Origin of the sequence: Aquibacillus rhizosphaerae, assembly GCF_030282825.1 — a bacterium.
In the GTDB taxonomy this organism is placed as follows: domain Bacteria; phylum Bacillota; class Bacilli; order Bacillales; family Amphibacillaceae; genus Aquibacillus_C; species Aquibacillus_C rhizosphaerae.
Genome location: NZ_JASTZU010000051.1, coordinates 67259 through 90959, shown reverse-complemented (window position 1 = coordinate 90959; position 23701 = coordinate 67259). Strand labels below are relative to the sequence as shown.

Sequence of the window (23701 nt, the reverse complement as noted above, 5' to 3'; positions counted from 1 at the left end):
TCATTTTACTGCCTCCAGTCGTTTTAGAATCTTATCGTACACTTCTAACAGATCACCTGTATCTTCACGAAACACATCTTTATCCATCTTTTCGCCTGTATCTTTATCCCATAGTCTACACGTGTCAGGTGATATTTCATCCGAAAGAATGATGTTACCTAATGCATCTCTACCGAATTCTAACTTAAAGTCAACTAAGGTTAAGTTAACTCCTGTAAAGAATTCCTTTAAGTGTGTATTAACGTTTAAGGCTATTGCTTTTATTTGCTTTAATTCTAATTCCGTTGCATCTGTTAAGATAAATACATGTTGATCATTGATGATGGGATCATCGAGTTCGTCTTTTTTATAATAAAGTTCAACTAACGGTGAAGCGAAAACAGTCTTTTCTGCTATACCGAGGCGCCTTGTAATACTACCTGCAGCAATATTACGAACAACAACTTCAATTGGAACAATCGTCGTTTTTTCCACTAATTGTTCGGTGTCATTCAATGCTCTCTTATAATGGCTATTGATACCTTTTTCAAGTAAATATTCAAATACTTTGGCTGAGATTAAATTATTGTATTTCCCCTTACCTGTAAAACTAGCCTTTTTTTGACCATTAAATGCCGTTGCGTCATTTTTGTAAGAAAGAACAAGTTGTGTTTCATTATCTTTCACTTTAAAAACTTGCTTCGCCTTACCTTCGTATAAAAGATTCCCCTTCACCTAGTTCACCTCATTAAATAGATTTGTTAGACCAGATTCGAACTTTTAAATTATTGAAGACCAATTTTATCGAAAATTTGATCGACATTTTTTAAATGGTATGTGTAGTCAAAGCAATCCGCGATTTGTTCTGCTGTTAAGGTGGCTGTGATTTTATCTTCTGCTTCAATCAACTCTCTAAATTGAATACCATTTTCCCACGCCTTCATTGCTGTTGGTTGTACAATATCATAGGCTGCTTCTCTGCTCATGCCTTGATCAATCAATGATAAAAGTACACGTTGGGAAAAGATGACACCGTATGTTCTGTCGATATTCTTTTTCATGTTTTCTGGAAAAACAGTTAGGTTCTTCACGATATTGGAAAATCGGTTTAACATATAATTCAGCGCAATCGTCGCATCCGGTAAAATGACACGTTCAGCAGATGAATGGGAAATGTCACGTTCATGCCATAATGCCACATTTTCATATGCTGTTATCATATATCCACGAATCACTCTCGCCATTCCAGTCATGTTCTCAGACCCAATCGGATTTCTCTTATGTGGCATTGCAGATGAGCCTTTTTGACCTTTAGCAAAAAACTCTTCTACTTCTCTCGTTTCCGTCTTTTGTAAGCCGCGGATTTCCGTTGCAAACTTTTCAATCGATGCAGCAACTAATGCGATGGTTGACATATAGTGTGCATGACGGTCACGTTGTAACGTTTGTGTCGATACAGGAGCTGGCGCAAGTCCTAGCTTTTCGCACACATATTTTTCTACAAATGGATCGATATTTGCATACGTACCAACTGCTCCAGATAGTTTGCCTGTTTCAATTGTTTTTGCTGCAGCATTAAATCTTTCCAGGTTTCGTTTCATTTCTTCATACCATAAAGCCATTTTTAAACCAAATGTAGTTGGTTCCGCATGAACACCATGCGTTCTTCCCATCATAACTGTATGTTTATGTTCTTTCGCTTTTTCGGCCAAAATATCGACAAAGCGCTCGATATCTTTACGCAAAATCTCGTTTGCTTGCTTTAATACAAACGATAGAGCTGTATCCACAACATCTGTGGAAGTAAGTCCATAATGCACCCATTTTCTTTCCTCACCTAGCGTTTCTGATACTGCACGCGTAAAAGCAACCACGTCATGTCGTGTTTCTTGCTCAATTTCTAAGATTCGATCGACATCAAAGGAAGCGTTTTTGCGCAACTTATCAACGTCTTCTTTAGGAATAACTCCTAGTTCACTCCAAGCCTCACATGCTAGTATCTCCACTTCTAACCATGCTTTAAAACGATTTTCGTCCGTCCAAATAGTACCCATTTCTTCTCGAGTATAGCGGTTTATCATATGTTTCCTCCTACTGTTACTTTTATATTTTTTATACTTCGTTTATTTTTTCAATTATCTTGTCTAGTTCAGCTAACTGATTAGCGACAAACGTGATATGGCCCATCTTCCGCTTCGGTTTGTTTTCTTGTTTGCCGTACATGTGAATATGCGCACCTTCAAGGTCCTCTATCCTCTTCATAAATGGCTCTACATCTTCCCCCAGTAAATTAATCATGATCGCTGCACCATGAAATAATACTGGTGCAAGAGGCAGTCCACATATGGCACGGATATGTTGCTCAAATTGCGATACATTACACGCTTCAATGGTATAATGACCAGAGTTATGTGGCCTTGGCGCCATTTCATTTATAAAGATATCATCACCACTTACGAACATTTCAACCGCAAATGTTCCAACAACATCAATACTCTCAGCAACGACTTGGGCTGCTTCTACAGCTTTATTCCTTACCGTATTGGATATTCGTGCAGGAGCAATCGTTTTATGTAAAATATGATGTTTATGTTGGTTTTCAGCAACTGGAAATATACTTACTTCTCCATGAATCGAACGAGTAAACACCACAGATATTTCTTTATCAAACGTAACCCATTGTTCTAAAATACATCGACCATTTTTAGCAATGAAATCCGCTGCTTGTTCGATATCTGCTTTTGTATCTAATTTCATTTGGCCCTTACCATCGTAACCACCAGTGCATGTTTTCAAAACAGACGGAGTGCCTATCTTTTGTAGTGCATCTTCCAGCTGTGTTCTGTCAGATACAATGGAAAAGGTAGAAATAGGTAATCCTTTTTCCAGCATAACTTGTTTTTCATTTTCACGATCTTGTGTAATACGTAATAACTCCGAACCTTGGGGGAGTAATCCCTTTTCTTGTAAATAATTTGCTGATGCAAGGTCAACATTTTCAAATTCGTACGTGACTACATCACTTTTTTCAGCTAACTGCTTGATCGCATTCATATCTGCATAATCTGCTACAATTTGCTGATCACTCACTTGAGCAGTTGGACAATCAGGTGTTGGGTCTAAAACAACTACCCGGTACCCCATATGCTTTGCTGCTGTAGCCATCATTCTACCTAACTGTCCTCCACCAACAATTCCTATCGTAGATCTATATAGCAATCTATTTTGTCGCAAGTTGTTCCCTCATCTCTTCTACTTTTTCTTTCATATTCATCTGATAATCTACTAATCTCGCAGCAACATCTTTATCGAATGACCCTAGTATTTGTGTAGCTAAAATACCAGCATTTTTTGCTCCAGCATCCCCAATTGCCACCGTTGCCACCGGTACACCGCCAGGCATTTGAACAATTGATAACAATGAATCTAATCCATTAAGTGCTTTTGATTGAACAGGAACTCCAATTACCGGCAAAGTCGTTTTCGCTGCAATCATACCAGGTAAATGGGCAGCCCCACCTGCACCGGCAATAATAACTTTTATCCCTCTATCTCTTGCTCCCTCCGCGTAGCTGAACATATCATCAGGTGTACGGTGAGCCGAAATAATCTCTTTTTCAAATGAGATACCCAACTCTTCTAGCACAATGCACGTATTCTTCATCGTTTCCCAATCGGAAAGACTTCCCATTACGACACCAACATCAGTCATTAAACCCCTCTTTTCTTAAACATAATTTGATAAATTTCGCATCATTTTCATTCAATTATAAAGGTTTCCATTACTAATTTAAGATTTTTGCATAGAAAAATGCCTATTCATCTCTTGTAGAGAGAAGATGAATAGGCATACGTAAATCACTTATATGCATTCGTAATAATCATTAGCATGGTTGTGTACTGCACGTTGAAGGTTAATTAGCCGTTGAATCATGAATAGTGATTATACTCATTAGGAAAACCAACGTGCTAGCATTCAATTCAATAGTAGAAAGCAACTTTAATCCATATCGATTTCAAGACTAAGTGCTCTCCAAAATTACGCACAATATGCAATGATCCATCTTCCCTCATAGTCCATCATTTACGGTAATGGGTAGAGACAATCGGGCCATATTCCCGAAATTATATGAGGTACATCGAATATTTAATTAAATTTTTATTAAGTGCATATCTATGATAACAAGTATTAGGATTACGGTCAATAAATATCGAACAATATATAGACTATTTTTTTTATCGTTCGGATTCTACTGGAAATGCATCGAAGACCACTTTCCTGCCAACGGGTTCATAAGTAATTTGCCCATCATGTTTTACTTCTTGAAATACAGGTTCTTCTACTCTTCTCACTGGCACAAACCCTTCACGCTTTATTCTGTCGATACACTGATCAATTGTTTCATTAGGAAGTAATTCAAATTTCTTTTTGCTGTTTTTGATTTTCTTCTGTTTTTTTGACATTTTTGAATAGACGCCCTTTCCTCACTTGCTTCACCCAAAAACCGCCATGAATTTGTTTTGGTTCATAAGCAATGATAAATGCTTTTGGATCTAACTCCTTTATTGCTTCATATAACAATAATTCGTATTTTCTAGGTGTTAGAATTTGCATCGATAATCGGTCGCCCTCCATTCCATAAGCATACCAACTCGTAACACCATAGCCCTTTTCTCGTAATTTTTTCGTGAACTCAATATCTGGATTGGATGATATAACATTTACAGTTATATACCCCAGAGCCAATTTCTCCTCTATTTTAGAGCCAACAATAACACCAATACCATAACCAATCGCATAAGCAATAAGATTTTCAATTCGATCAAGGTTATTTAATACAAGGCCAAGCCCCAATGTATAGATCGTAATCTCAAACATTCCTATCATCGCAGCAATGTACCTTCTACCTTTTAATGTCAATATCACCCTAAGTGTTGAAAATGAAACATAAAATATGTTAATGACTAAGATGATTATAATCATAATGATTGCATTATCCAGCACACAAAACCCTCCTAATATTCATATTAATTCTATTTTCCCTCAAATTAAGTTTATTTAACCTTGTAAGAAGAAATTATCGGTTATAGGTATTCACCTATATAAAAACATATGCATACACTATATCGCATTCTTATCTTTTTCGCCAAACATGAGAAACCACAACTATAATAAGTACCAACTACATTTTTTGTACATCTGAAAGGAGCATTTTAATGGATCCATTTCGAAATATGGGTGATTGGAAAAAGAACATGGATAATTTTTTTGGGGATACTTTTTGGAATGAATTTGAAGATGTTTTAAAACCACCCGTTCCTCAGATCAACCTATACAAGTTTGAAAACGAATTAATCTGTTATGTGAATTTACCTGGAGTAAAGGATTTAGAGAAGGTGGATGTGTTTGTGGATTATGCTACATTAGAGCTAAAAGGAATGATTGATATCAATCATTCTGGTGGAGAAGTAATTAAAGATGAAATTATTCAAGGGGTCTTTGAGAGAAAAGTAGAACTCCCCTATCCAGTAAGAAAGGACAAAATAAACGCAACCTACCAACATGGGTTGCTAGTGCTTCAACTACACAGATTGGTTAAAGAAGGCACTAAAAAAAGTCGACTTGAAATAAAAAATTTAGAGGATAACTAACGCCTAAGCGCTTTAGCACTAATTTACATGTCCTTTATCAACAAAATGCAAATAACCAAAAAAGCTTTGACCAAAAATTGGTCAAAGCTTTTTTACTATAATTTATTCAACTAGGAAAATAAAGTAAAGGACAAAGATTACGAATAACACCCACATAATCGGATTTATTTCTTTTGCTTTTCCTTTAACTACCATTGTAATAGGATAAAATACAAAACCAATCGCAATACCAGTGGCAATACTATATGCAAGTGGCATAGTAATAATTGTTAAGAAAGCTGGAACCGCAATTTCAAATTTATCCCATTCAATATCTTTTAATGAGGAACACATTAGTACACCAACAATGATTAACGCAGGTGCAGTTACTGCAGAAGTAACCATAGCTAATAGTGGTGAAAATACAAGCGCTAGTAAGAACATCCCAGCTGTAACAACAGATGCAAAACCACTACGTCCACCAGCACTAACACCAGTTGTTGACTCTACATAAGAAGTAGTTGTTGACGTACCTAGTACTGCACCCACTACCGTTGCAGCCGAGTCAGCAAATAATGCTTTACCAGCACGTGGAAGCTTATTATCTTTCATCAATCCTGCCTTAGAAGCAACAGCCACTAACGTACCTGCAGTATCAAAAAAGTCTACAAACAAGAAAGTTAAAATAACAATAATCATTTGACCTGTAAATACTTCATTCAAGTGTAAAACCGCTTGACCGAACGTTGGACCTAAGCTTGGAACTGGACCAACAATATCACCAATACTAGTTGGTGGAGCGATTTGGCCGACAATCATTCCTGCAATTGCAGTGATAATCATTCCATAAAATACACCGCCTTTTACATTAGCAGCAAGAAGGATAACTGTTACAATAATACCGAAAATAGCAAGTAACGTAGGACCATTTGTTAAATCTCCTAACGCAACCAAAGTAGAATCATCATTTACAATAATTTCAGCATTTTGAAAACCGATAAAAGCAATAAACAAACCAATACCAGCACCAACTGCTAGCTTTAAGTTAGCAGGTATGGCATTTATAACCTTTTCACGAACACCAGTAAATGTTAAAACTATAAAAATAAGACCTGAAACTAGTACACCTGCTAATGCTGTTTCCCATGCAACACCAAACCCAATAACAACCGTAAACGTGAAAAATGCATTTAACCCCATGCCCGGTGCTAATGCAACTGGATATTTAGCTAGCAGACCCATAATTAACGTACCAACAGCCGCTGCAAGTGCCGTTGCAGTAAAGATAGCACCTTGATCCATTCCTGTTGCAGATAACATGTCTGGATTAACGAATAAAATATAAGCCATTGCTAAGAAAGTTGTAACACCAGCCATTGACTCCTTACGAAAATTTGTTCCTAACTCTTCAAACTGGAAATACTTTTTCATCTGTATTCCTCCTCTTTTTTATAGCGTCGTTGTTATGAAAAACAAAAAAACACTCCTGATATACCAAGAGTGCCTACCTTAAACTATTCAGAAGATTCAAACACATTACTTGATAATGTTTACTCTTCTTCGTAGTCAGACCAATTTACGGTAGTCCGGTAGAAACTCATGGGCCATATTCCCAAAACTATACGACGGTTCTCAAATAAATATTATAAATACAAATTCTATAATACTAGGGAACTAGCAAGTAGTCAATCCTGAAAGCGAATGTTCTTATTATTATATATTATAACGTTCGGTTATAAACCAAAATAAAAGACATAGATTAGCTTTATCTATGCCTTTTAAGTAATTTAATTATTGCCACTCGACTTCTGTATAAGATAATCTATCGCTACATACAATAAGATAGAGCATTTCTTTTTATGTGTGGATTCTAAAAATTAGTTAGATGTATTTAGATGGCTACCGCTGAGTTACCTCTATATATAATTAGTGATAAAAAAAAGAGTTGAATAAGTATATAGTACTTGCCAAAGTAAATTTCTTTTGATAAAATGTCGTTATTAGTACGACAATTACCGTTGGTTCGGAGGTGTACAATGGCTAGGCAATATATGAATATACGTCTTTCATACGAAGCTAAACTTTACATTGAAGAAATACAGGGCATGATACAAGAAAAGATGACTGATAAGATTACACCAAATATAATTGATGAAATTGAAAAAAAGGTTAAGGATTACCTTAAACCTATTGACCCAATTCTTGCTGGGGTTTCAATCACAAACATTCTAAAAGTGTCTACATCAAGTATTATTGAGGAGGCATATTATCAAACTCAGAATTATACTTATCAAGAATGGCTAAAAATAGATGAATTGTTAAGAAAAGATGATTTTAAAACTGATATTGACGTGGGATCCCTTACTCCTAAATTATATCTAAATACAGACGTTATAGAGGGCTTGCAGAAAAAACAAAGGGAATTTATGAAAGAAAATATGGTTCGCCCTGCAAAAATGTCATACGTTATTAAAAAGGTAGTATATGCGTATTATATCAAGCTAGAAAATAAATAATTACGAAGACCTCTTTTGTGGAGTCTTCATATTTTTTATTCCCTTTGTCGTTATGAGTACGACTTTTAATCGAACGAAACACTATACGTTATGTAAGGAGGAGTTTAAATTACGGAATACCTATTTGATTTTTTATCAACAAGAGATGGAACGTTCTGGGGAAGATTACCAGCATGGGGATTTCTTGATTAAAAGTTTACAAAGTGTGGAGATGGAAAATCACTCCTTTTACGGGTTCAGTGTCGAAAAGGCTAAGGAGGTATTTAGACACATTCAGTTCTATCAATCTAAAGTAGATGAGTATGAAATTGATAACTTAAAAACATCAAAAAATAATATGGCTTGGGATGGGGTTGATTTTTAAAATGAATATTCATCGAATAAGGGGTTCTCCAGAATCATGATTAAACCATCTGATTGATTATAAAGACTTACTTAATAAAAAATGAAAGAAGGAAAAATATTGAGAAACGAAATGAGAAATGAAAAGGAAGAAGTCTTAAGAAAACTACATTCACAGTATCTAAAAATTGAATCAACGAAAATTCCTCATGTTCATAATAGCGAAGTTGTTGGCGCTATACAGGATTTAGAAGCTGTGCTTCCTGGAACAGGCAATGTGCAATTTAAATATGCAAAGGAAACGTTGATAGCTTACAAATATTCACAGAGTGTTGTTCGTCATTATTTAACAAATAACACCATGTTGGAAGATATTCGAGCAGGTGAACGAATTGTATTCAATAATTACAAATAAGGGGAAAAAGGGAGAAATAACCACCCCCTTCCCTTATTAAAAACTGGAGGAAAACAATAAAACAAGCAAAGGTCAAGCCGTGGCTGAAGGAAAAACACTTATCGAAATAAACGGTTGGGAGTAGTTCCTTAAAAGGCTGTTGAAAGTATTATCGGTGTGGAAATAGGCGAAACTCATGCCAACCGGCAAAGAAACGAAAAATCTAAGTACGTAGGCGTTTATCAAGATATGAAAACCAAAAAGCATTCAAATAACATTAGATGTGTACTCACATTTATATCCGAGCATGGATAGCGAAGTTGCTAGCCAATTAAATGGCATGATTCATATTAAAACTGCTTCTAACAGCCTAATAAATAATTGGAATGGCAATCAATAAGTTAGCCAATCAAAGGAATCGAATTTGGAGGACAAAAGATAAGATATGAATAATTTGCCAGTAATATTTGAAAAAGATATCTCTATTGGTCTATTAAATGTTAAAACAAAGCAATTAAAAATGATAGATTCAGTGGATGAAAATCATGAAGTATTTAAAAGTATCAAGCCCCCTTTTGACTGGTACTATATCAATCGGATTATGTTAATTCCAGAACCGATGACTGGAGTCCGAGAGTATAAGCCAGTGTTTATAAACGGGTTAGAAATTGAATGTGTTGGAGATTTCATAGCTTGTTTTCATTTCAAGGTTTACAAAGGAGAGGTTAAAATTGCTTTATCGTTGCTATTGCCAGAATTCGTTTACTTAAAAAAACACTTTCTTATAACTAATCTATAACTAACAAGTTTACTAATGTAATTAAAGTAAAAAGGGGGTGCCTTTCTTTAATGAAATACTTTATTTCAGATACGCATTTCTTTCATGAAAATATCATTAAATTCAGCAATCGACCTTTTGATGAAGTAGAAAAAATGAACAAAACAATGATTATTAATTGGAATGCTGTTATTAGACAAACAGATGAAGTTTATATTTTAGGAGATTTTGTAGTTCGTGGGACTGGAAAACAAGCAAACGAAATTTTAAATCAGTTGAACGGAAAAAAGTATTTAATTAAAGGTAATCATGAACATTATCTAGACGACCCAGAGTTTGATAGTTCCTATCTTGAATGGATTAAGGATTATTATTCATTTAAGTACAATAAACAAACAATAGTATTGTTCCACTACCCAATATTGGAATGGGATAAGTTTTACAACAATTCAATTCATTTGTATGGACACGTTCATCACAAGAAGAAAGAGTACCTTAGAAATATTCTAGGAACTAGAGCTATCAACGTAGGTGTAGATGTAAATAATTTTTACCCAATTAGTATAGAGCAAGTTTTAAGTATTGTGAAATCAAGAGAAAACAAGTTACTCTAGTGATGGTTACCAAAATAGTTACTAAAACATAAAAAAAGCCTAGAACGCTGTTAAATCAACGTCTAGGCTATCTTTTCTACTATTCCCACTCAATTGTTGCAGGTGGCTTACTTGTAATATCATAAACAACTCGATTTATATAATCGACTTCATTTACTATTCTAGTAGAAATCTTCTCGAGTACGTTCCAAGGTATTCTCGCCCAATCAGAAGTCATTCCATCAATGGATGTTACCGCTCGGATACCAATTGTATAATCATACGTTCTAGCATCACCCATTACCCCTACACTTCGAATATCAGGTAAAACGGTGAAATACTGCCAAATGTCGCGATCAAGACCCGCATTTTTAATTTCTTCTCGTAAGATAGCATCTGATTCCCGAACAATTTCAATTTTTTCTGCTGTTAATTCTCCTAAGACACGGATACCAAGACCTGGTCCTGGAAAAGGTTGTCTCCAAACAACTTCTTCAGGTAGACCTAATTCTGTTCCTAACACGCGTACCTCATCTTTAAATAATGTACTCAATGGCTCTAATAATTCAAACTGCATATTTTCTGGTAAGCCACCAACATTATGGTGTGATTTAATTGTTTGAGCTGTTTCTGTACCACTCTCTACTATATCTGTGTACAACGTCCCTTGTGCTAAGTAATCAATATCTTTGAGTTTGTCTGCTTCATCATCAAACACGTAAATAAACTCGTTCCCGATAATTTTACGCTTTTGTTCTGGATCCGAAACACCTCTTAATTTGTTTAAGAATCGATCCTGGGCATCAACTTTTATAATATTCATCTTAAAGCCATCACCTAGTGTTTTCATCACCGTATCCGCTTCATTTTTCCGCAATAAGCCATGATCAACGAAAATACACGTCAGCTGGTCACCTATCGCTTTATGAATCAATGCCGCAACGACTGAAGAGTCAACGCCACCACTTAATGCACAAAGCACTTTATTATTTCCTACTTTATCACGAATTTTATCTATTTCTTGATCAATAAAATTAGCCATTGTCCAATCACCAGTAGATTGACACACAGCAAATACAAATTGCTTTAACAGGTTATTCCCATATTCGGTATTTCTAACTTCCGGGTGAAATTGAACACCATAAAAATGTCGGTCTCTATCACTAATAGCAGCTACAGGTGTAGATGTGCTAGTTGCATCAATTGTGAAGCCTTCAGGTGGTTCAATCACTTTATCTCCATGACTCATCCAAACGGTTTGTGCATTTGGTGTTTCATCAAAAAGAATAGAATTTGCTGCAACTTGAATGTCAGCTTTCCCATACTCTCTATCTTTCGCTCTTCTGACATTCCCGCCGAAATGTTGCGTCATTAATTGCATACCATAACAAATCCCAAGGACAGGTATTCCCAAATCAAATATTGCCTCATCACAACGAAAACTGTTTTCATCGTAAACACTATGAGGGCCCCCTGATAAAATAATACCCTTTGGATTCATCTCTTTTATCTCATCAGCCGTTAAGCGATGTGAATGTAATTCGCTATAGACACCAAATTCTCTAATCCTTCTCGTAATTAATTGATTATACTGACTTCCAAAATCTAAAACTAGAATCATTTCATTATTGACTTCCATACCCATTCATCTCCTTAGCATTCAAGAAACCCTCGTTGTGAAATCTAAACAAAAAGTGACATCTGTCGTTCATAAATAAGACAGAAATCACTCATAAGATGACTGCCTTCATAGTCGGAACATTTACGGTGTTCCGGTAGAAACTTTCAGGTCCATATCACCCGAGTATATATGAAGGTTATATAATTAGTAACACTTTTTAATAGATTTATATCATTTTATCAGTGTGTACATAGCGGGTCAAGACAATGACCGCTTGATTAAACTTTCCCACAATTCAGTCATTTCCCCCCACTTATCCGAATCTATTTCATTTCTATATAGAAAACGCTCGTAATGATGTGTAAATCTACTCATTTCATTCGATTCAAATCTTTTATCTATATAATTAGCATAGTCCCTTAGTGTCTGGCCTTGTTCACGCTTAAATCCTTTATGATCAAGTACCTTCAGTAGAAAATGATAGGCATCTTGATACACTTTTGCATCATGCCGTTTCTTATACCTTTGTAATAAAAAGGCTGTCATCCAGCGATACCGCGTACTATATAGAAGTACGATTAACACCACAAAGATTGCTGCAGATAAAATCCAATTCCACATAACTCCATCAGAATCACCTGAACTAGCCGCTGTGTCAGTTTCGAAATCTTCTACTCCAGGTGCTGGTTGATCCTCTGTTTCTTCTTCTGGTTCTTCTTCTGTATTCTGTTCTGTTTCATTCTCTAAATCTTCTAAGTTACTAGAGGTTTCTTCATAAAAATCAACTGGACTTGAGAAACCCTTCGTTGGTTCAAATGGTACCCAGCCCACGTCAGGAAAATAGACTTCTACCCAAGAATGTGCATTTGAATTCCTTACTTGATATACCGACAATTCAGGTAACGGAAGGTCAGAATCTATCTGCTGTCCGGCAGTAAAACCTTTGACCCATCTAGCGGGAATATCTAAAGATCGAAGTAGTACAACCATAGAAGTAGAAAAATTATCACAATAACCTACTTTTGTTTCAAATAAAAACTGGTCGACATAATCTTGACCTTGATCAGGTATTGCCACATCTTGTGTGCTATAACTGTATCCGTTACGACTAAAATACCTTTCTACAGAAGTCACTTTTTCATACCTTGTTTCGTCTTCAGCTACAATTTCTTGAGCTAAATCCCTTACTCTTTCTGGTAAAGAATTTGGTAATTGAAGGTATAAATCTTGAATATCATCAGGGTCTGCTCCACTAGATTCAGATAGACGATCAACTGAAAAAGATGGATAGCTATAATCTATTTCATAATTATCTAAAATTCCCCGTTGTTCCGGACCTTCCGCTTCTATTGTTCCTGTTTGGTCATCTAGTAAATACTGTACTTGATCGTTACCTTTAATTTCCTTAATACCATAAGGATAGACTACCTTAGATAGTTCAGAACCAGATTCAAAGCTAATGATAGCTGTATAATCTTCTGTTTCAAGTGTATCATCAAACATGTCTAACCCAATCTGACCGTCATTTTGTTCTTGATAGACTAGCTTAGATGACCTTTCCCACCCAAGACCAGTGTACATATCTTTTGATTCAATTCTCCAGTAATGACTTTTCTCTACGGTTGCTTTAAAAACGGGAGTCTCATCCTGGATAAAAGAACCCCCTAACTGGGAATCATCTTCACCATACCCAACTTTTTGAATTGGTGACTGACCTTCACCAAAACCAACATGACCCGCTGTACTTGTTATGAAAGGTACCGGATCAGGCCATTGTGGGTCTAATTTTGGTAATAGAAATCCGACAAAGGTCGAAAAGAATATAACAATGATTATTGGTATAAACCAAGTCGTTAAATTTTTGAAATTTAGCTGTTTGATTGATTCTATATTTAGTTCTTTCATAATACTAGAAATGCCCATTGCAACTAATGAAATAATAAATGTGCGAACAATGGCAACCTCTGCATTATACGTAGTGAACGTATCTAAAACAGCAAGGTAAATAAAGGTTAACAAAATAAATAAAAATACGCGTTTAGCAATGACAAACCAATAGTATAATAAATAACTCATTAACCAGAGCAGTATCAAAAATAGTAAACTACGAAATAATGGTGTCATTTGAGACCATTGTTGATTAGAAATCATCTCTACATTGAACTCTAAATGCATCGATAATAAATAGAACCACGATCCGCTAAAGATTGTTTCCGATATGAATAATCCATCTACAATAAAAACAATTCCTATCAGTTTTAGCACCATGGAAACCCACCATTTGACTTTTAACATCGAGATTAAAAAACAAAAAGCAGCGTAAATAACAAAGATAGAAAGGCTTCCAGTGTCAGAAATTGTTTCTAAAGGTCTTAGCCATTCCCAAAATAATAAAAAACCACATATATACACGATCGATTGATAGATAAGCTGTTGGTTGTGTGCAACACGATCCATTACATGCTCACCTCAAATTCTGCTTTAATTAATTGTTTCTCCGCCATAATATTGACTACAACACCATTGGAGGAAAGTTGTCTTATATAATTATTGTCTTGTGCATTAACTTTCGAAATTGGTTTGATTATAAATAAAATAACTCGTTTACTTTTTTGCTTTAATTGGCTGAGGGATTGAACCATGTCTTGATCTAAGTAGGATGTAATCACCATTGTAATTAACCCTTGTGGCAACTGTTTAGAATGATACATTAATTGTTGCGGGAACGGAACTTCTCCCTGTGGCTGAACTTTTGCTAAAAAGGTTTGCATCAGTTCATTTTTGCTTGGATCCTGATTAAAGGGAAAATACACATGTTTTTCCCCTAAGGAAAGCAAAGCTAATTGAGAAGCTTGTCTTTTTAAAGACTTTAACACGGAAGCTGTTAATTCGACACGAGCTTCAAAGGCTATTTTATTTAATCCTTCGTAATCTGTTGCATCTAAAACAAGTAATAGATTCGAACTTTTCTCTTGTTCAAATTCCTTTGTCATTACTGTGTCTTTTCTCGCAGTCGTTTTCCAATCTATCCAAGAAAATCTATCTCCTGGAGCATATTCACGGACCCCAGTTACCATGTTTGAATTATTAAGATGGAGCTCGTGTGCTGGCGAAGACCCCTCATCGAAACTACTAACCTTCTCTTTTATCAATACTTGACGCTGAGATGGGTGAGCAAGAAGATGGCTAGTCACTTCGAACACATGATTCTTTTTTATAAAACCAAAAAAATCTCCAGTCTTGATACGAATTGCTTTTAAATGATGTTCGCCACGGGGAATGTTATCTAGCGTGTACGTAACCGTTAATCTACGTTTGAACCATGGAAATAATAACTTTTTAACATTTCTTTTATCGATTACTTTGTTTGGCTCGTCCATATATCTGAATTTATCTCTACTTGAATCTTTATATTGTAATGAAGCAGGAAAGAACTCTTCCACAACTAGATAATAAATAGGAAAAGCGACTTTTCTTTCCATTTCAATCGTTACTGTTACCTTATCTCCAGCACGAACTAAATGTTTAGACATTTCTCTGCTTACTTCCCATTTTGAAACAGGATATAATAGTAATAGAAACATATATAAGAGGATAGGTAAAAAACTATAAAAAAGAAACCAACTTACGAAGCCACCTTGAAACATCGCATAGGAAAAGAAAATTGCAAAGAGAAGCGTAATCTGTAATAGTTTTACAGCTAAGCCAACTTCACCTTTCATTAAGAAAATTCCCTTCTAACAGGGATAGCTATTTTTTCTAGCAAATCAAGCACTACCTTATCCGCAGTAATTCCTTCAAACTTCGCTTCTGAGTTCAGGATTATACGATGCGCAAGGACAAATGGAGCTAAATACTGAATATCATCTGGAATAACATAGTCACGATCATGTATAAATGCATAAGCTTTCGCAGCCTTCATAAGTGCAATTGACCCACGGGGACTCACTCCTAAATAGACAGCAGCGTGGGACCTTGTTCCGGTTACTAGTTCAATAATATATTGTTTAACACTATTATCCATGAACACTTCTCTTACTTGATGTTGTACATCAATGAGTTCCTCTTTATTCATAACAGCGTCTACTCTGTGAATAGGATGTTCTTTTGAAGTCCTGTTTAGCATTTCTAGCTCTTGATCAGGACTTGGATAACCCATCTTTAATTTAAGAATAAACCGATCTAATTGAGCTTCCGGTAATGGATATGTTCCTTCGTATTCAATTGGATTTTGTGTAGCCATTACAAAGAATGGTTTTTTCAAATCTATTGTTCTACCATCTACAGTTACACTCATTTCTTCCATCGCTTCCAATAAAGACGATTGTGTTTTAGGTGATGTTCGATTAATCTCATCTGCCAGTACAATGTCTCCTAAAATCGGACCACCTCTAAATTCAAATTCTAGTTCCTTAGGATTGTATATAGATACCCCAGTTACGTCAGATGGTAATAAATCTGGAGTAAACTGTATTCGTTTAAATTCACAATTTAGTGACTTTGCAATTGTTCTTACTAGCATTGTTTTACCAACACCCGGAACATCTTCTAATAAAACATGTCCTTCTGCAAGGAGGGCTACTAAACTTAATGTTGCTGCCTCATCTTTTCCAATCATTACTTTATTAATATTTTTTAGTACTTTACTTACTTTGGAGTTATACAAAATAGTCTGTTGCGTCATAAACCCAAACTCCTCCTTTTTTTATGTATGTAACTTATTTACATACATACCCTTACTATAACTATACTACAAAGTAGTACGGACAATGCAAGTAGTTAGGGGTGGGATGAAAGGAAATTTACGGATTATTCACAATTTATGGGGAATTTTTGCCGTTTTTTACATTATTGAACCTTTATCACGATCAAGTACAGCATCATACCCAGTAAATAGGGATATCTTAATACTAAAAAAGACCCCCTGAAAATCAAGTGGTCTTCAAATACTAGCCAATAATAATTTTTTCTTTTGGATAACGATATAAATCTTTTGTTTCTTTACCTCTTAATAAGAATAGGAATGAAAAGATACCTATTCTACCAACAAACATTAGAAACATAATTACACATTTTCCAAACCAAGAGAGATCAGGTGTTATTCCCATAGATAGACCAGTTGTACCAAAGGCAGATGTAACCTCAAAGATGATAGCAATCATAGGGAAATTTTCTGATGATGATAATATAATAATGGAAGTGACACACAGCATCGTCGCTGTTGCAATGACGATAAATGAGCGCATTACATCTTCCTGATCTACCTCTCTTCCAAATACCTTGATGCTTGTATTTCCTTTTGCATAGTTAAAAATAGATAGTAACATAATTGCAAAAGTGGTCGTTCGGATACCGCCACCTACACTACTCGGTGATGCACCAATAAACATCAATACACTAATCGTTAATAAAGTAGGAAGCGAAAAGTCACTAACATCCATCGTTGCTAAACCACCATTTCTAGTTGTAACAGATTGAAACAAACTATAAAATAAGGTTTCATGCCATGACTTATCTGCAAAAAACTGATTTCTTTCGAATAAATAAATCAGTAACCAACCTAGCAGTATTAAGCCAAAAAAAGTTATTGTTGTAATTTTAGTAAAGAGCGAAAAGTTATATTTTTCATTATTACCTTTATATTTTCCACTTAGTAACTCCTGAATTTCAATTAATACAGGGAATCCGATTGCTCCAAGTATAAGCAAAATCATGTTTATAAACTGTACGAAATAGTCATCGGCAAATGGGATTAAAGAAGAGCCCGTAATATCAAAACCTGCATTTGTTGTCGCACTAACTGCTCCAAAAAAACCTTGTAGAAGCGCTTCTTGCCATGTGTCAAAGTATGTTAAGAAATAGGTAGCCAATATGACAGTTCCTATTAATTCTATAATAACGATAATCTGGAGTATTTTTAACATTAATTTAACTAAACCAGCTAGAGTGGTACGGTTTTGATCAATTTTTATTAACTGTCTTCCTCGCAAGCCTATTTTTTTGCCAAATAAAATATATATAAATGTACCAAGAGTCATAATCCCGATACCACCAAATTGCAAAACGACGGTAAGAGCAACCTTCCCAAATGCATTAAAAGTGTCCGCTGTAGAGACAACGGTTAATCCGGTTACGCTAATCGCACTTATAGCAGTAAATAAGGTGTCTAAAAATGTTAATTCTACCCCACTTTGATGTAGTAATGGGATACTTAAAAGAATGGTTGAAAAGCATACAGCTAACAAATAAAACAGTACAATAAGATGGATAGTAGATAATTGCTTTGTAATCTTAAATTGCCTAGAGAAAAAATTCATTAACAAGCTCCTTGCGCTATTTTTACATCAAACTATTTGTAAGTTTATCATAATATAAAAATAGATGAACTATATTTTTTTATAAACATACTTTTATAAGCATGCCCAACATAGAATTTTTTACAATTTCCTTAAATCAAAAGCTATACTAAGCTATGTTATCATTAGTTTTTAGTTGCCTATTTGATAACAATAAAAAACACCTAATACCGCTCTATTTAAAAATAGATACGATACAAAGGTGTCCTTTGTTTCAAAATTCTACTATCTTATTGTAGATAAGCAGATAACATCCAGCCATGTTTTTCTAATGAAACTCTTATTCCTGTAAACATATCTGCAGTAACTTCATCACTATTTTCTTCAGCAACTACAATTACGTCTTTCGATTCTGAAGTTATAAGTTCAAAATCGCTCACAAGTTGTGCTACCATTTCTCTAGCATCTTCTTTTCCCGTAGCCTCTTTTAACGAAGTGTGCTTCAGGTAATCTGTTAAAGTAGCTAAAGGTTTTCCACCTATAGTTAAAATTCTTTCAGCAATTTCATCAATATACCCGGCAGCTTCAGTATATAACTCCTCATACTTTTCATGTAATGTAAAGAAATCTGGACCGGTAACATACCAATGAAAATTATGAAGCTTCGTATATAGGACATTCCAGTTAGAAAGTTGCATATTTAATTCATCCAATAATTGTTCCTTTTCCAAAATAACCTCACCTCCAATAATTTGCTTATCTTGACTGTATATCTAATCTCGTATAAATTCTGTGATATTAATCACAAATAAGAACAAAAGCGCAAGCGCCTTGCTCACCCCCGACAAGCTTAAGACAAACATCTATGTGGTGCTCTTTACCACAAAGATGTTTGACTTAAGACCTCGAGGGGGTAGGCGCTGTAGCTGGACGTGGCACATGCAATAGTCAGTTAACCACAGGACACTAAATCTATAATTTCCTATACTATAAGAAAAGCTCAGGGCGCCTTCGAAACAAGTAAAAAACCTTGTTTCTGCGATGTCTTTCTTTTGTAGCATTCCTTTGTGCTCACCCTAGGGCAATTAAGACGAACATCTATGTGATGCTTTTTACCACAAAGATGTTTGTCTTAGGTAGGCGCTGGAGCTACATCTACAATTTTTTATACTTTCTTAGCTCTTTACGTTATTTTAAAAACTTTTCTAGCTTATCTGGAAGTAGTGGCTTGCTATAATAAAATCCTTGTCCAACTTCACATGAATTTTCAATAAAAAATAGTAATTGTTCTTCTGTTTCAATTCCTTCAGCAATGATATTAAAATTCAAATTATGCCCCATATCAATAATCGCCTTTACTATTGAACTATGCTGGATATGGTCAGCAATATCGTCAACAAACGACTTATCAATCTTTATATTATCAATCGGGAGGTGTCTCAAGTTACTCAAAGAAGAGTATCCAGTACCAAAATCATCCAACGATAGCTTTACCCCTAATTGCTTTAACTGGTTTAAGACCATTGTCGATCTTTCAAAGTCTTGCATAATACTTTCCGTAATCTCAAGTTCTAAACAACTCGGGTTAATTTCTGTTTCTTTTATAGTTGCCTCTACTTCCTCAACAAACCCTACATCCTGTATTTGTCTCATCGATATATTAACTGCGACAGGTATAGTACCTAATCCATTTTGCTGCCATTCGATAATTTGTTCACATGCTCTTTTTAAGACCCATTTTCCGATTGGTACAATTAAACCTGTCTCTTCCGCCAATGGAATAAACTCGTTTGGTGCAATCATACCAAGAACAGGGTGTTTCCAACGAAGTAAAGCTTCTACTCCAACTACTTTTCCTGTTTTCAATTGAACTTTAGGCTGATAATAGAGAGTGAACTGTTCATGCGCTAATGACCGTCTTAATCCACTTTCAAGCTCCATTGTTCTAGCAGTAATCCTGTCCAAATCCCGGTAGTAAAATTGGAAATTGTTTTTCCCTTGTTCCTTTGCCAAATACATTGCCGTATCCGCATGTTTTATTAAACTTTCTTGATCGACCCCATCGTTTGGATACATACTTATCCCGATACTGGGTGTCACAAAGAATTCCTGGTCTTCTACTACTGATGGTTTAGCAAAGGTGCCTAATACTTCATTTGCTAGTTCTACTACATCTTGCTTATTCGTGTTTTCCTGAAGGATAATAAATTCGTCTCCACCTTGCCTGAAAACTTCTCCTTTATTTCCAATCACTTGTTTTAGCTTTATTGCTACTTCTTTTAAAAGCAAATCACCAGTAGAATGACCCTTTGTATCATTAATAATCTTAAATCGATCCAAATCTAAAAATAGAATTGCAAAGGATTTATTCACCGAGGTTTCGATTACACTTTCCAAACGTTGCTTAAACATATTTCTATTAGGGATTCCAGTTAAAGCATCGAAGTAAGCCATATCATGTATAATTTTATCTGACCTTTTTCGATTGGTTATGTCCCTACCAACTAATTGAACAGCTGATCTCCCTCCATATAAAATGGGTCTAATGACCACTTCTAAATCAATTAATTTTCTATCAAGACGAGCCACCAATAACTCGAACCTTAAGTTATCTATATCCTTTTCCGTTTTCACTTCATTTAATTTATTTTTTATAGTGGTCAAATCCTCATATCGAATAAAATGTGATACGGACATACCAATAAAGTCATGGTCATTAGTTACACCAAGCACTTTACTCCCAGATTCATTGATATAAACAAACTTCTCATTAATTAAAACTGTAATAATATCAGGTGACATCTCTATAAGACTACGATATAGATCTTCACTCTCTTTACGATCCGTTATATCAAATAATACACTAGTGAAATAAATAAGGTGACCTGTTTCATCAATAGTCGGAAATCCTCTATCTTGAATCCAGCGCACCTCACCATCTGGTCGAGTAATTCGGTAAATGCTCGTACAAGGTGTCCCAGATTGGAGTTTCTCTTCCCTTTCTTTTAAGACATACAAATCATCCGGATAAATAACTTTCTTCCAAAACAGTGGATCTTTATAAAATTCTTCTAAGTTATATCCATATAATTTTTGAATCCCCTGCGTAATTAATAAAACGTCTTCTTTTAAATCATGAGACCAAATAGCTACATCTAATGAATCAAAAATACTGTTCAATTTTTCATTACTTATACTCAATTGTTTATTCGTATCCGTTGTTCCCTTGAGTATGAAGAATAACAAAACCAATGTAGAAATCATTAAAAAAAGAAGTAAAATCACAAAGAAAGATTCATTAGCAGATGAAAATATCCCCCAACCTATACCTATTATTTCTATCAAGATAATAAGGGGAAAAATATATATTAATAATCTTTTGTAAGCGGTTTGGTTAGATTTCATGTCTTTTATACTCCATTATATAGCCTACCTCTAAGTAAGTTTTCTTATTATTTGTTAGTTTAATCAATTTTATAATACCAATTTTGTCGTCACCTACAACAATATATAGTTGGATAAAACCATTTCCAAACGATACATTGCCCTTAGATGACTGAATAAGGTAATTATGAAATTGACTCAGTTATGTAATGTTTTATACAATGAATTACAATACCCTTTTTAACTGGATTAAAACTATGGGGATAGTATTACTAGGTGAATAAATAAGGCGAAGGAAATTTTTTAAAAACAAAGCCAGTTGAAATATCCTCAACTGGCTTTGTTAACTATTACATAATATATTTTACAATTTGAATTTTCTGACAAGACCATTCAATTCCTCAGCCAGTTTGGCAAGTTGATCAGAACTATCTGCAACTTCCTCCATAGAACTGCTGGCTTGTTGTGCTGAAGCTGACGTTTGTTCTACACCTGCTGCCGATTCTTCAGATACAGATGCAATTTCCTCAACTGAAGCGCTCATTTCTTGACTACTGGATGACATAGAAGATAAATTTCCTGTGATTGTTTGTATATTATTAACCATTTCTTTCACAGCTGCGGTTATTGTTGCAAATGTTTCTCCTGTAGTTTTCATTTGGGTTGTTCCTTTTTCGACTTCTTTGTAACCACCTTGTAACGATTCAGCGACGCTTGTTGACTCCGTTTGAATATTCGTTACAATAGCTGTAATATCAGTAACAGATACGCCAACTTGTTCTGCAAGTTTTCGCACTTCATCCGCTACGACAGCAAACCCTTTCCCATGTTCACCGGCACGCGCAGCTTCTATTGCGGCATTTAATGCTAAGAGATTTGTTTGCTCAGCAATATCCTTTATAACAGCTACTAACTTAGATATCTCTTGTGATTGTGTATCTAACCCTTGCACCTTATTTACAGCTTCTTTAACAATTTGATCAATAATAGCCATTTGTTTAGCAGAAGTATCCATCATCTGACTACCTTGTCCTGTAATTTCTAAGACCTCATTAGATGATTCATAAATATTCTCACCGTTTTCGTTTGCTTCTTGCATCTTAGCGGAAAAGCTTTCCATTACAGAAGACAGATCACTCGCATTATTTGCTTGCGATTCAGATCCAGATGACAACTCTTGCATTGTTGTCGCAATTTGCTGTGACCCAGCTTTTACTTCACTGGCAGATTGGGTTAACTCTTCACTTTGAGTGCTAACTGTTTCTGAAACATTGTTTATTTGTTGTAATAAATTGCGCATATTATCATTCATGCTATTCGTTGAGGTAATCAATTGTCCTGTTTCATCTTTTGAATTTGTTTCTAATGGCTCCTGACTCAAATCCCCATTAGCTATCTCATCCATTCGATTCCTAACAGTGATAATTGGATTTGAGATAATACGAGCAGTTACAAGTGCTGTAACCGTACCAAGAACTACTACAAGAATCGATACACTAATACCTACAATTAGAACTGATTTACCGCCTTCTAGGATATTTTGACCTTCTTCTTCAATTATCGCTTCACGTTGATTAGCAATTTGCTCAAAACCATCAATGATTTCCCTAGCAAGCGGTTCAACTTGATTAGATAGGATTATTTCAGCTTCCCCTTCATTACCTGCATCATATGCAGCAAAAACTTGATCAACTACTAACGTTCTCCATTCCACACTCTTATCAACAAGCTCCTGAATTTCTTCTGAATTACTAGCTTCCAAGGCAGCCTCTTGATATTCTTTGCTACTCTCTGTATATTCATTAAACCGGTTTTTATAGTCTTCATCTCCGTATATAATATAGCCTCTTGTTAATGCAATTCGTTGAGCCATATTAAACGCCAGTTTTTCATCGGCGATGAGTAAGGGAAGTTGCTCGTCAACAATATCACTTGTATCTGTATTGACTTGGTTAATTGTTATAAAGTTAAAAATTCCTAAAATAAGTACAAGTGCAATGATAATACTAAAACCAAATAATATCTTTCCTTTAATACTTTTAAAATTTAATAGCCTTTTCATTGTTACACCTCTGTCATAAGTTTTTAGTTCCTGGATGTTCCATTCAGCAAGTAGGCGTTTATTCATTAGTGAAAATTAATAATTCAGTTCCCTTTTCCTTTTGGT

General features: G+C 35.1%; 21 protein-coding genes and 3 riboswitches. Of the genes, 6 read left to right on the top strand and 15 right to left on the bottom strand.

Annotation, left to right across the window (positions count from 1 at the left end; translation table 11 throughout):
- The 6 genes from purC to QQS35_RS16355 all read right to left on the bottom strand — a co-directional run bounded on the left by purC (position 1) and on the right by QQS35_RS16355 (position 4984).
- On the bottom strand, positions 1-714 hold the full coding sequence (gene purC, locus QQS35_RS16380) for a phosphoribosylaminoimidazolesuccinocarboxamide synthase (RefSeq protein WP_285933302.1): 714 nt from the start codon (positions 712-714) through the stop codon (positions 1-3).
- A gap of 50 nt (positions 715-764) precedes the next feature.
- Positions 765-2060, bottom strand: coding sequence for an adenylosuccinate lyase (gene purB, locus QQS35_RS16375; protein ID WP_285933301.1), 1296 nt, complete (start codon positions 2058-2060; stop codon positions 765-767).
- Positions 2061-2091: 31 nt separating this feature from the next.
- A complete protein-coding gene (gene purK, locus QQS35_RS16370) occupies positions 2092-3213 on the bottom strand; it encodes a 5-(carboxyamino)imidazole ribonucleotide synthase (protein WP_285933299.1) in 1122 nt (373 codons plus the stop codon).
- Entirely contained in the window at positions 3200-3691 is a 492-nt protein-coding gene (purE, locus tag QQS35_RS16365; protein ID WP_285933298.1) for a 5-(carboxyamino)imidazole ribonucleotide mutase, read from the bottom strand. Before purE ends, purK begins: the two co-directional genes overlap by 14 nt.
- A gap of 341 nt (positions 3692-4032) precedes the next feature.
- A riboswitch (purine riboswitch) is annotated at positions 4033-4132 on the bottom strand.
- Between the two features lie 83 nt (positions 4133-4215).
- Positions 4216-4443, bottom strand: a complete 228-nt coding sequence (locus QQS35_RS16360; protein WP_285933297.1) for an NETI motif-containing protein — start codon at positions 4441-4443, stop codon at positions 4216-4218.
- Positions 4397-4984 carry a DUF2179 domain-containing protein gene (locus tag QQS35_RS16355; RefSeq protein WP_285933296.1) on the bottom strand — a complete coding sequence of 196 codons (588 nt, stop codon included), beginning with the start codon at positions 4982-4984 and terminating at the stop codon, positions 4397-4399. Before QQS35_RS16355 ends, QQS35_RS16360 begins: the two co-directional genes overlap by 47 nt.
- Positions 4985-5196: 212 nt before the next feature.
- Here QQS35_RS16355 and QQS35_RS16350 point away from each other — a divergent pair, with 212 nt between their 5' ends.
- Positions 5197-5631: an Hsp20/alpha crystallin family protein gene (locus QQS35_RS16350; RefSeq protein WP_285933295.1), complete on the top strand. Its 435-nt coding sequence runs from the start codon at positions 5197-5199 to the stop codon at positions 5629-5631.
- Between the two features lie 102 nt (positions 5632-5733).
- Here QQS35_RS16350 and QQS35_RS16345 read toward each other — a convergent pair whose 3' ends face one another.
- The gene (locus QQS35_RS16345) at positions 5734-7041 is read right to left on the bottom strand and encodes an NCS2 family permease (protein ID WP_285933294.1); all 1308 of its coding nucleotides are present in this window, start codon (positions 7039-7041) and stop codon (positions 5734-5736) included.
- 112 nt (positions 7042-7153) lie between these two features.
- Positions 7154-7256: riboswitch (purine riboswitch) on the bottom strand.
- A 390-nt stretch (positions 7257-7646) separates the two neighbouring features.
- Between QQS35_RS16345 and QQS35_RS16340 the strand changes: the two genes are divergently transcribed.
- The 5 genes from QQS35_RS16340 to QQS35_RS16320 all read left to right on the top strand — a co-directional run bounded on the left by QQS35_RS16340 (position 7647) and on the right by QQS35_RS16320 (position 10254).
- Complete coding sequence (locus tag QQS35_RS16340) at positions 7647-8126, top strand: hypothetical protein (protein WP_285933293.1); 480 nt, start codon at positions 7647-7649, stop codon at positions 8124-8126.
- Positions 8127-8250: 124 nt separating this feature from the next.
- Complete coding sequence (locus tag QQS35_RS16335) at positions 8251-8490, top strand: hypothetical protein (protein ID WP_285933292.1); 240 nt, start codon at positions 8251-8253, stop codon at positions 8488-8490.
- Between the two features lie 99 nt (positions 8491-8589).
- Positions 8590-8883 carry a hypothetical protein gene (locus QQS35_RS16330; RefSeq protein WP_285933291.1) on the top strand — a complete coding sequence of 98 codons (294 nt, stop codon included), beginning with the start codon at positions 8590-8592 and terminating at the stop codon, positions 8881-8883.
- A 424-nt stretch (positions 8884-9307) separates the two neighbouring features.
- The gene (locus tag QQS35_RS16325; RefSeq protein ID WP_285933290.1) at positions 9308-9661 is read left to right on the top strand and encodes a hypothetical protein; all 354 of its coding nucleotides are present in this window, start codon (positions 9308-9310) and stop codon (positions 9659-9661) included.
- Between the two features lie 50 nt (positions 9662-9711).
- Complete coding sequence (locus QQS35_RS16320) at positions 9712-10254, top strand: metallophosphoesterase (protein ID WP_285933289.1); 543 nt, start codon at positions 9712-9714, stop codon at positions 10252-10254.
- Between the two features lie 79 nt (positions 10255-10333).
- On the opposite strand, the gene guaA is transcribed toward QQS35_RS16320, so the two are convergent.
- The 8 genes from guaA to QQS35_RS16280 form a co-directional block, all read right to left on the bottom strand.
- On the bottom strand, positions 10334-11872 hold the full coding sequence (gene guaA, locus QQS35_RS16315; protein WP_285933288.1) for a glutamine-hydrolyzing GMP synthase: 1539 nt from the start codon (positions 11870-11872) through the stop codon (positions 10334-10336).
- Positions 11873-11963: 91 nt separating this feature from the next.
- Positions 11964-12067: riboswitch (purine riboswitch) on the bottom strand.
- Positions 12068-12112: 45 nt separating this feature from the next.
- Positions 12113-14311 carry a DUF4129 domain-containing transglutaminase family protein gene (locus tag QQS35_RS16310; RefSeq protein WP_285933287.1) on the bottom strand — a complete coding sequence of 733 codons (2199 nt, stop codon included), beginning with the start codon at positions 14309-14311 and terminating at the stop codon, positions 12113-12115.
- Positions 14311-15576, bottom strand: coding sequence for a DUF58 domain-containing protein (locus QQS35_RS16305; protein ID WP_285933286.1), 1266 nt, complete (start codon positions 15574-15576; stop codon positions 14311-14313). Before QQS35_RS16305 ends, QQS35_RS16310 begins: the two co-directional genes overlap by 1 nt.
- Positions 15576-16538 carry an AAA family ATPase gene (locus QQS35_RS16300; RefSeq protein WP_285933285.1) on the bottom strand — a complete coding sequence of 321 codons (963 nt, stop codon included), beginning with the start codon at positions 16536-16538 and terminating at the stop codon, positions 15576-15578. Before QQS35_RS16300 ends, QQS35_RS16305 begins: the two co-directional genes overlap by 1 nt.
- A 265-nt stretch (positions 16539-16803) precedes the next feature.
- Complete coding sequence (locus QQS35_RS16295) at positions 16804-18171, bottom strand: TrkH family potassium uptake protein (RefSeq protein WP_285933284.1); 1368 nt, start codon at positions 18169-18171, stop codon at positions 16804-16806.
- Positions 18172-18440: 269 nt separating this feature from the next.
- Positions 18441-18848 carry a Dps family protein gene (locus QQS35_RS16290; protein WP_285933329.1) on the bottom strand — a complete coding sequence of 136 codons (408 nt, stop codon included), beginning with the start codon at positions 18846-18848 and terminating at the stop codon, positions 18441-18443.
- Positions 18849-19338: 490 nt separating this feature from the next.
- Positions 19339-21555, bottom strand: a complete 2217-nt coding sequence (locus QQS35_RS16285; RefSeq protein ID WP_285933283.1) for a sensor domain-containing protein — start codon at positions 21553-21555, stop codon at positions 19339-19341.
- A 343-nt stretch (positions 21556-21898) separates the two neighbouring features.
- Positions 21899-23596 (bottom strand): methyl-accepting chemotaxis protein, encoded by a 1698-nt coding sequence (locus tag QQS35_RS16280; RefSeq protein ID WP_285933282.1) that lies wholly within the window; start codon positions 23594-23596, stop codon positions 21899-21901.
- Positions 23597-23701: the final 105 nt, after the last annotated feature.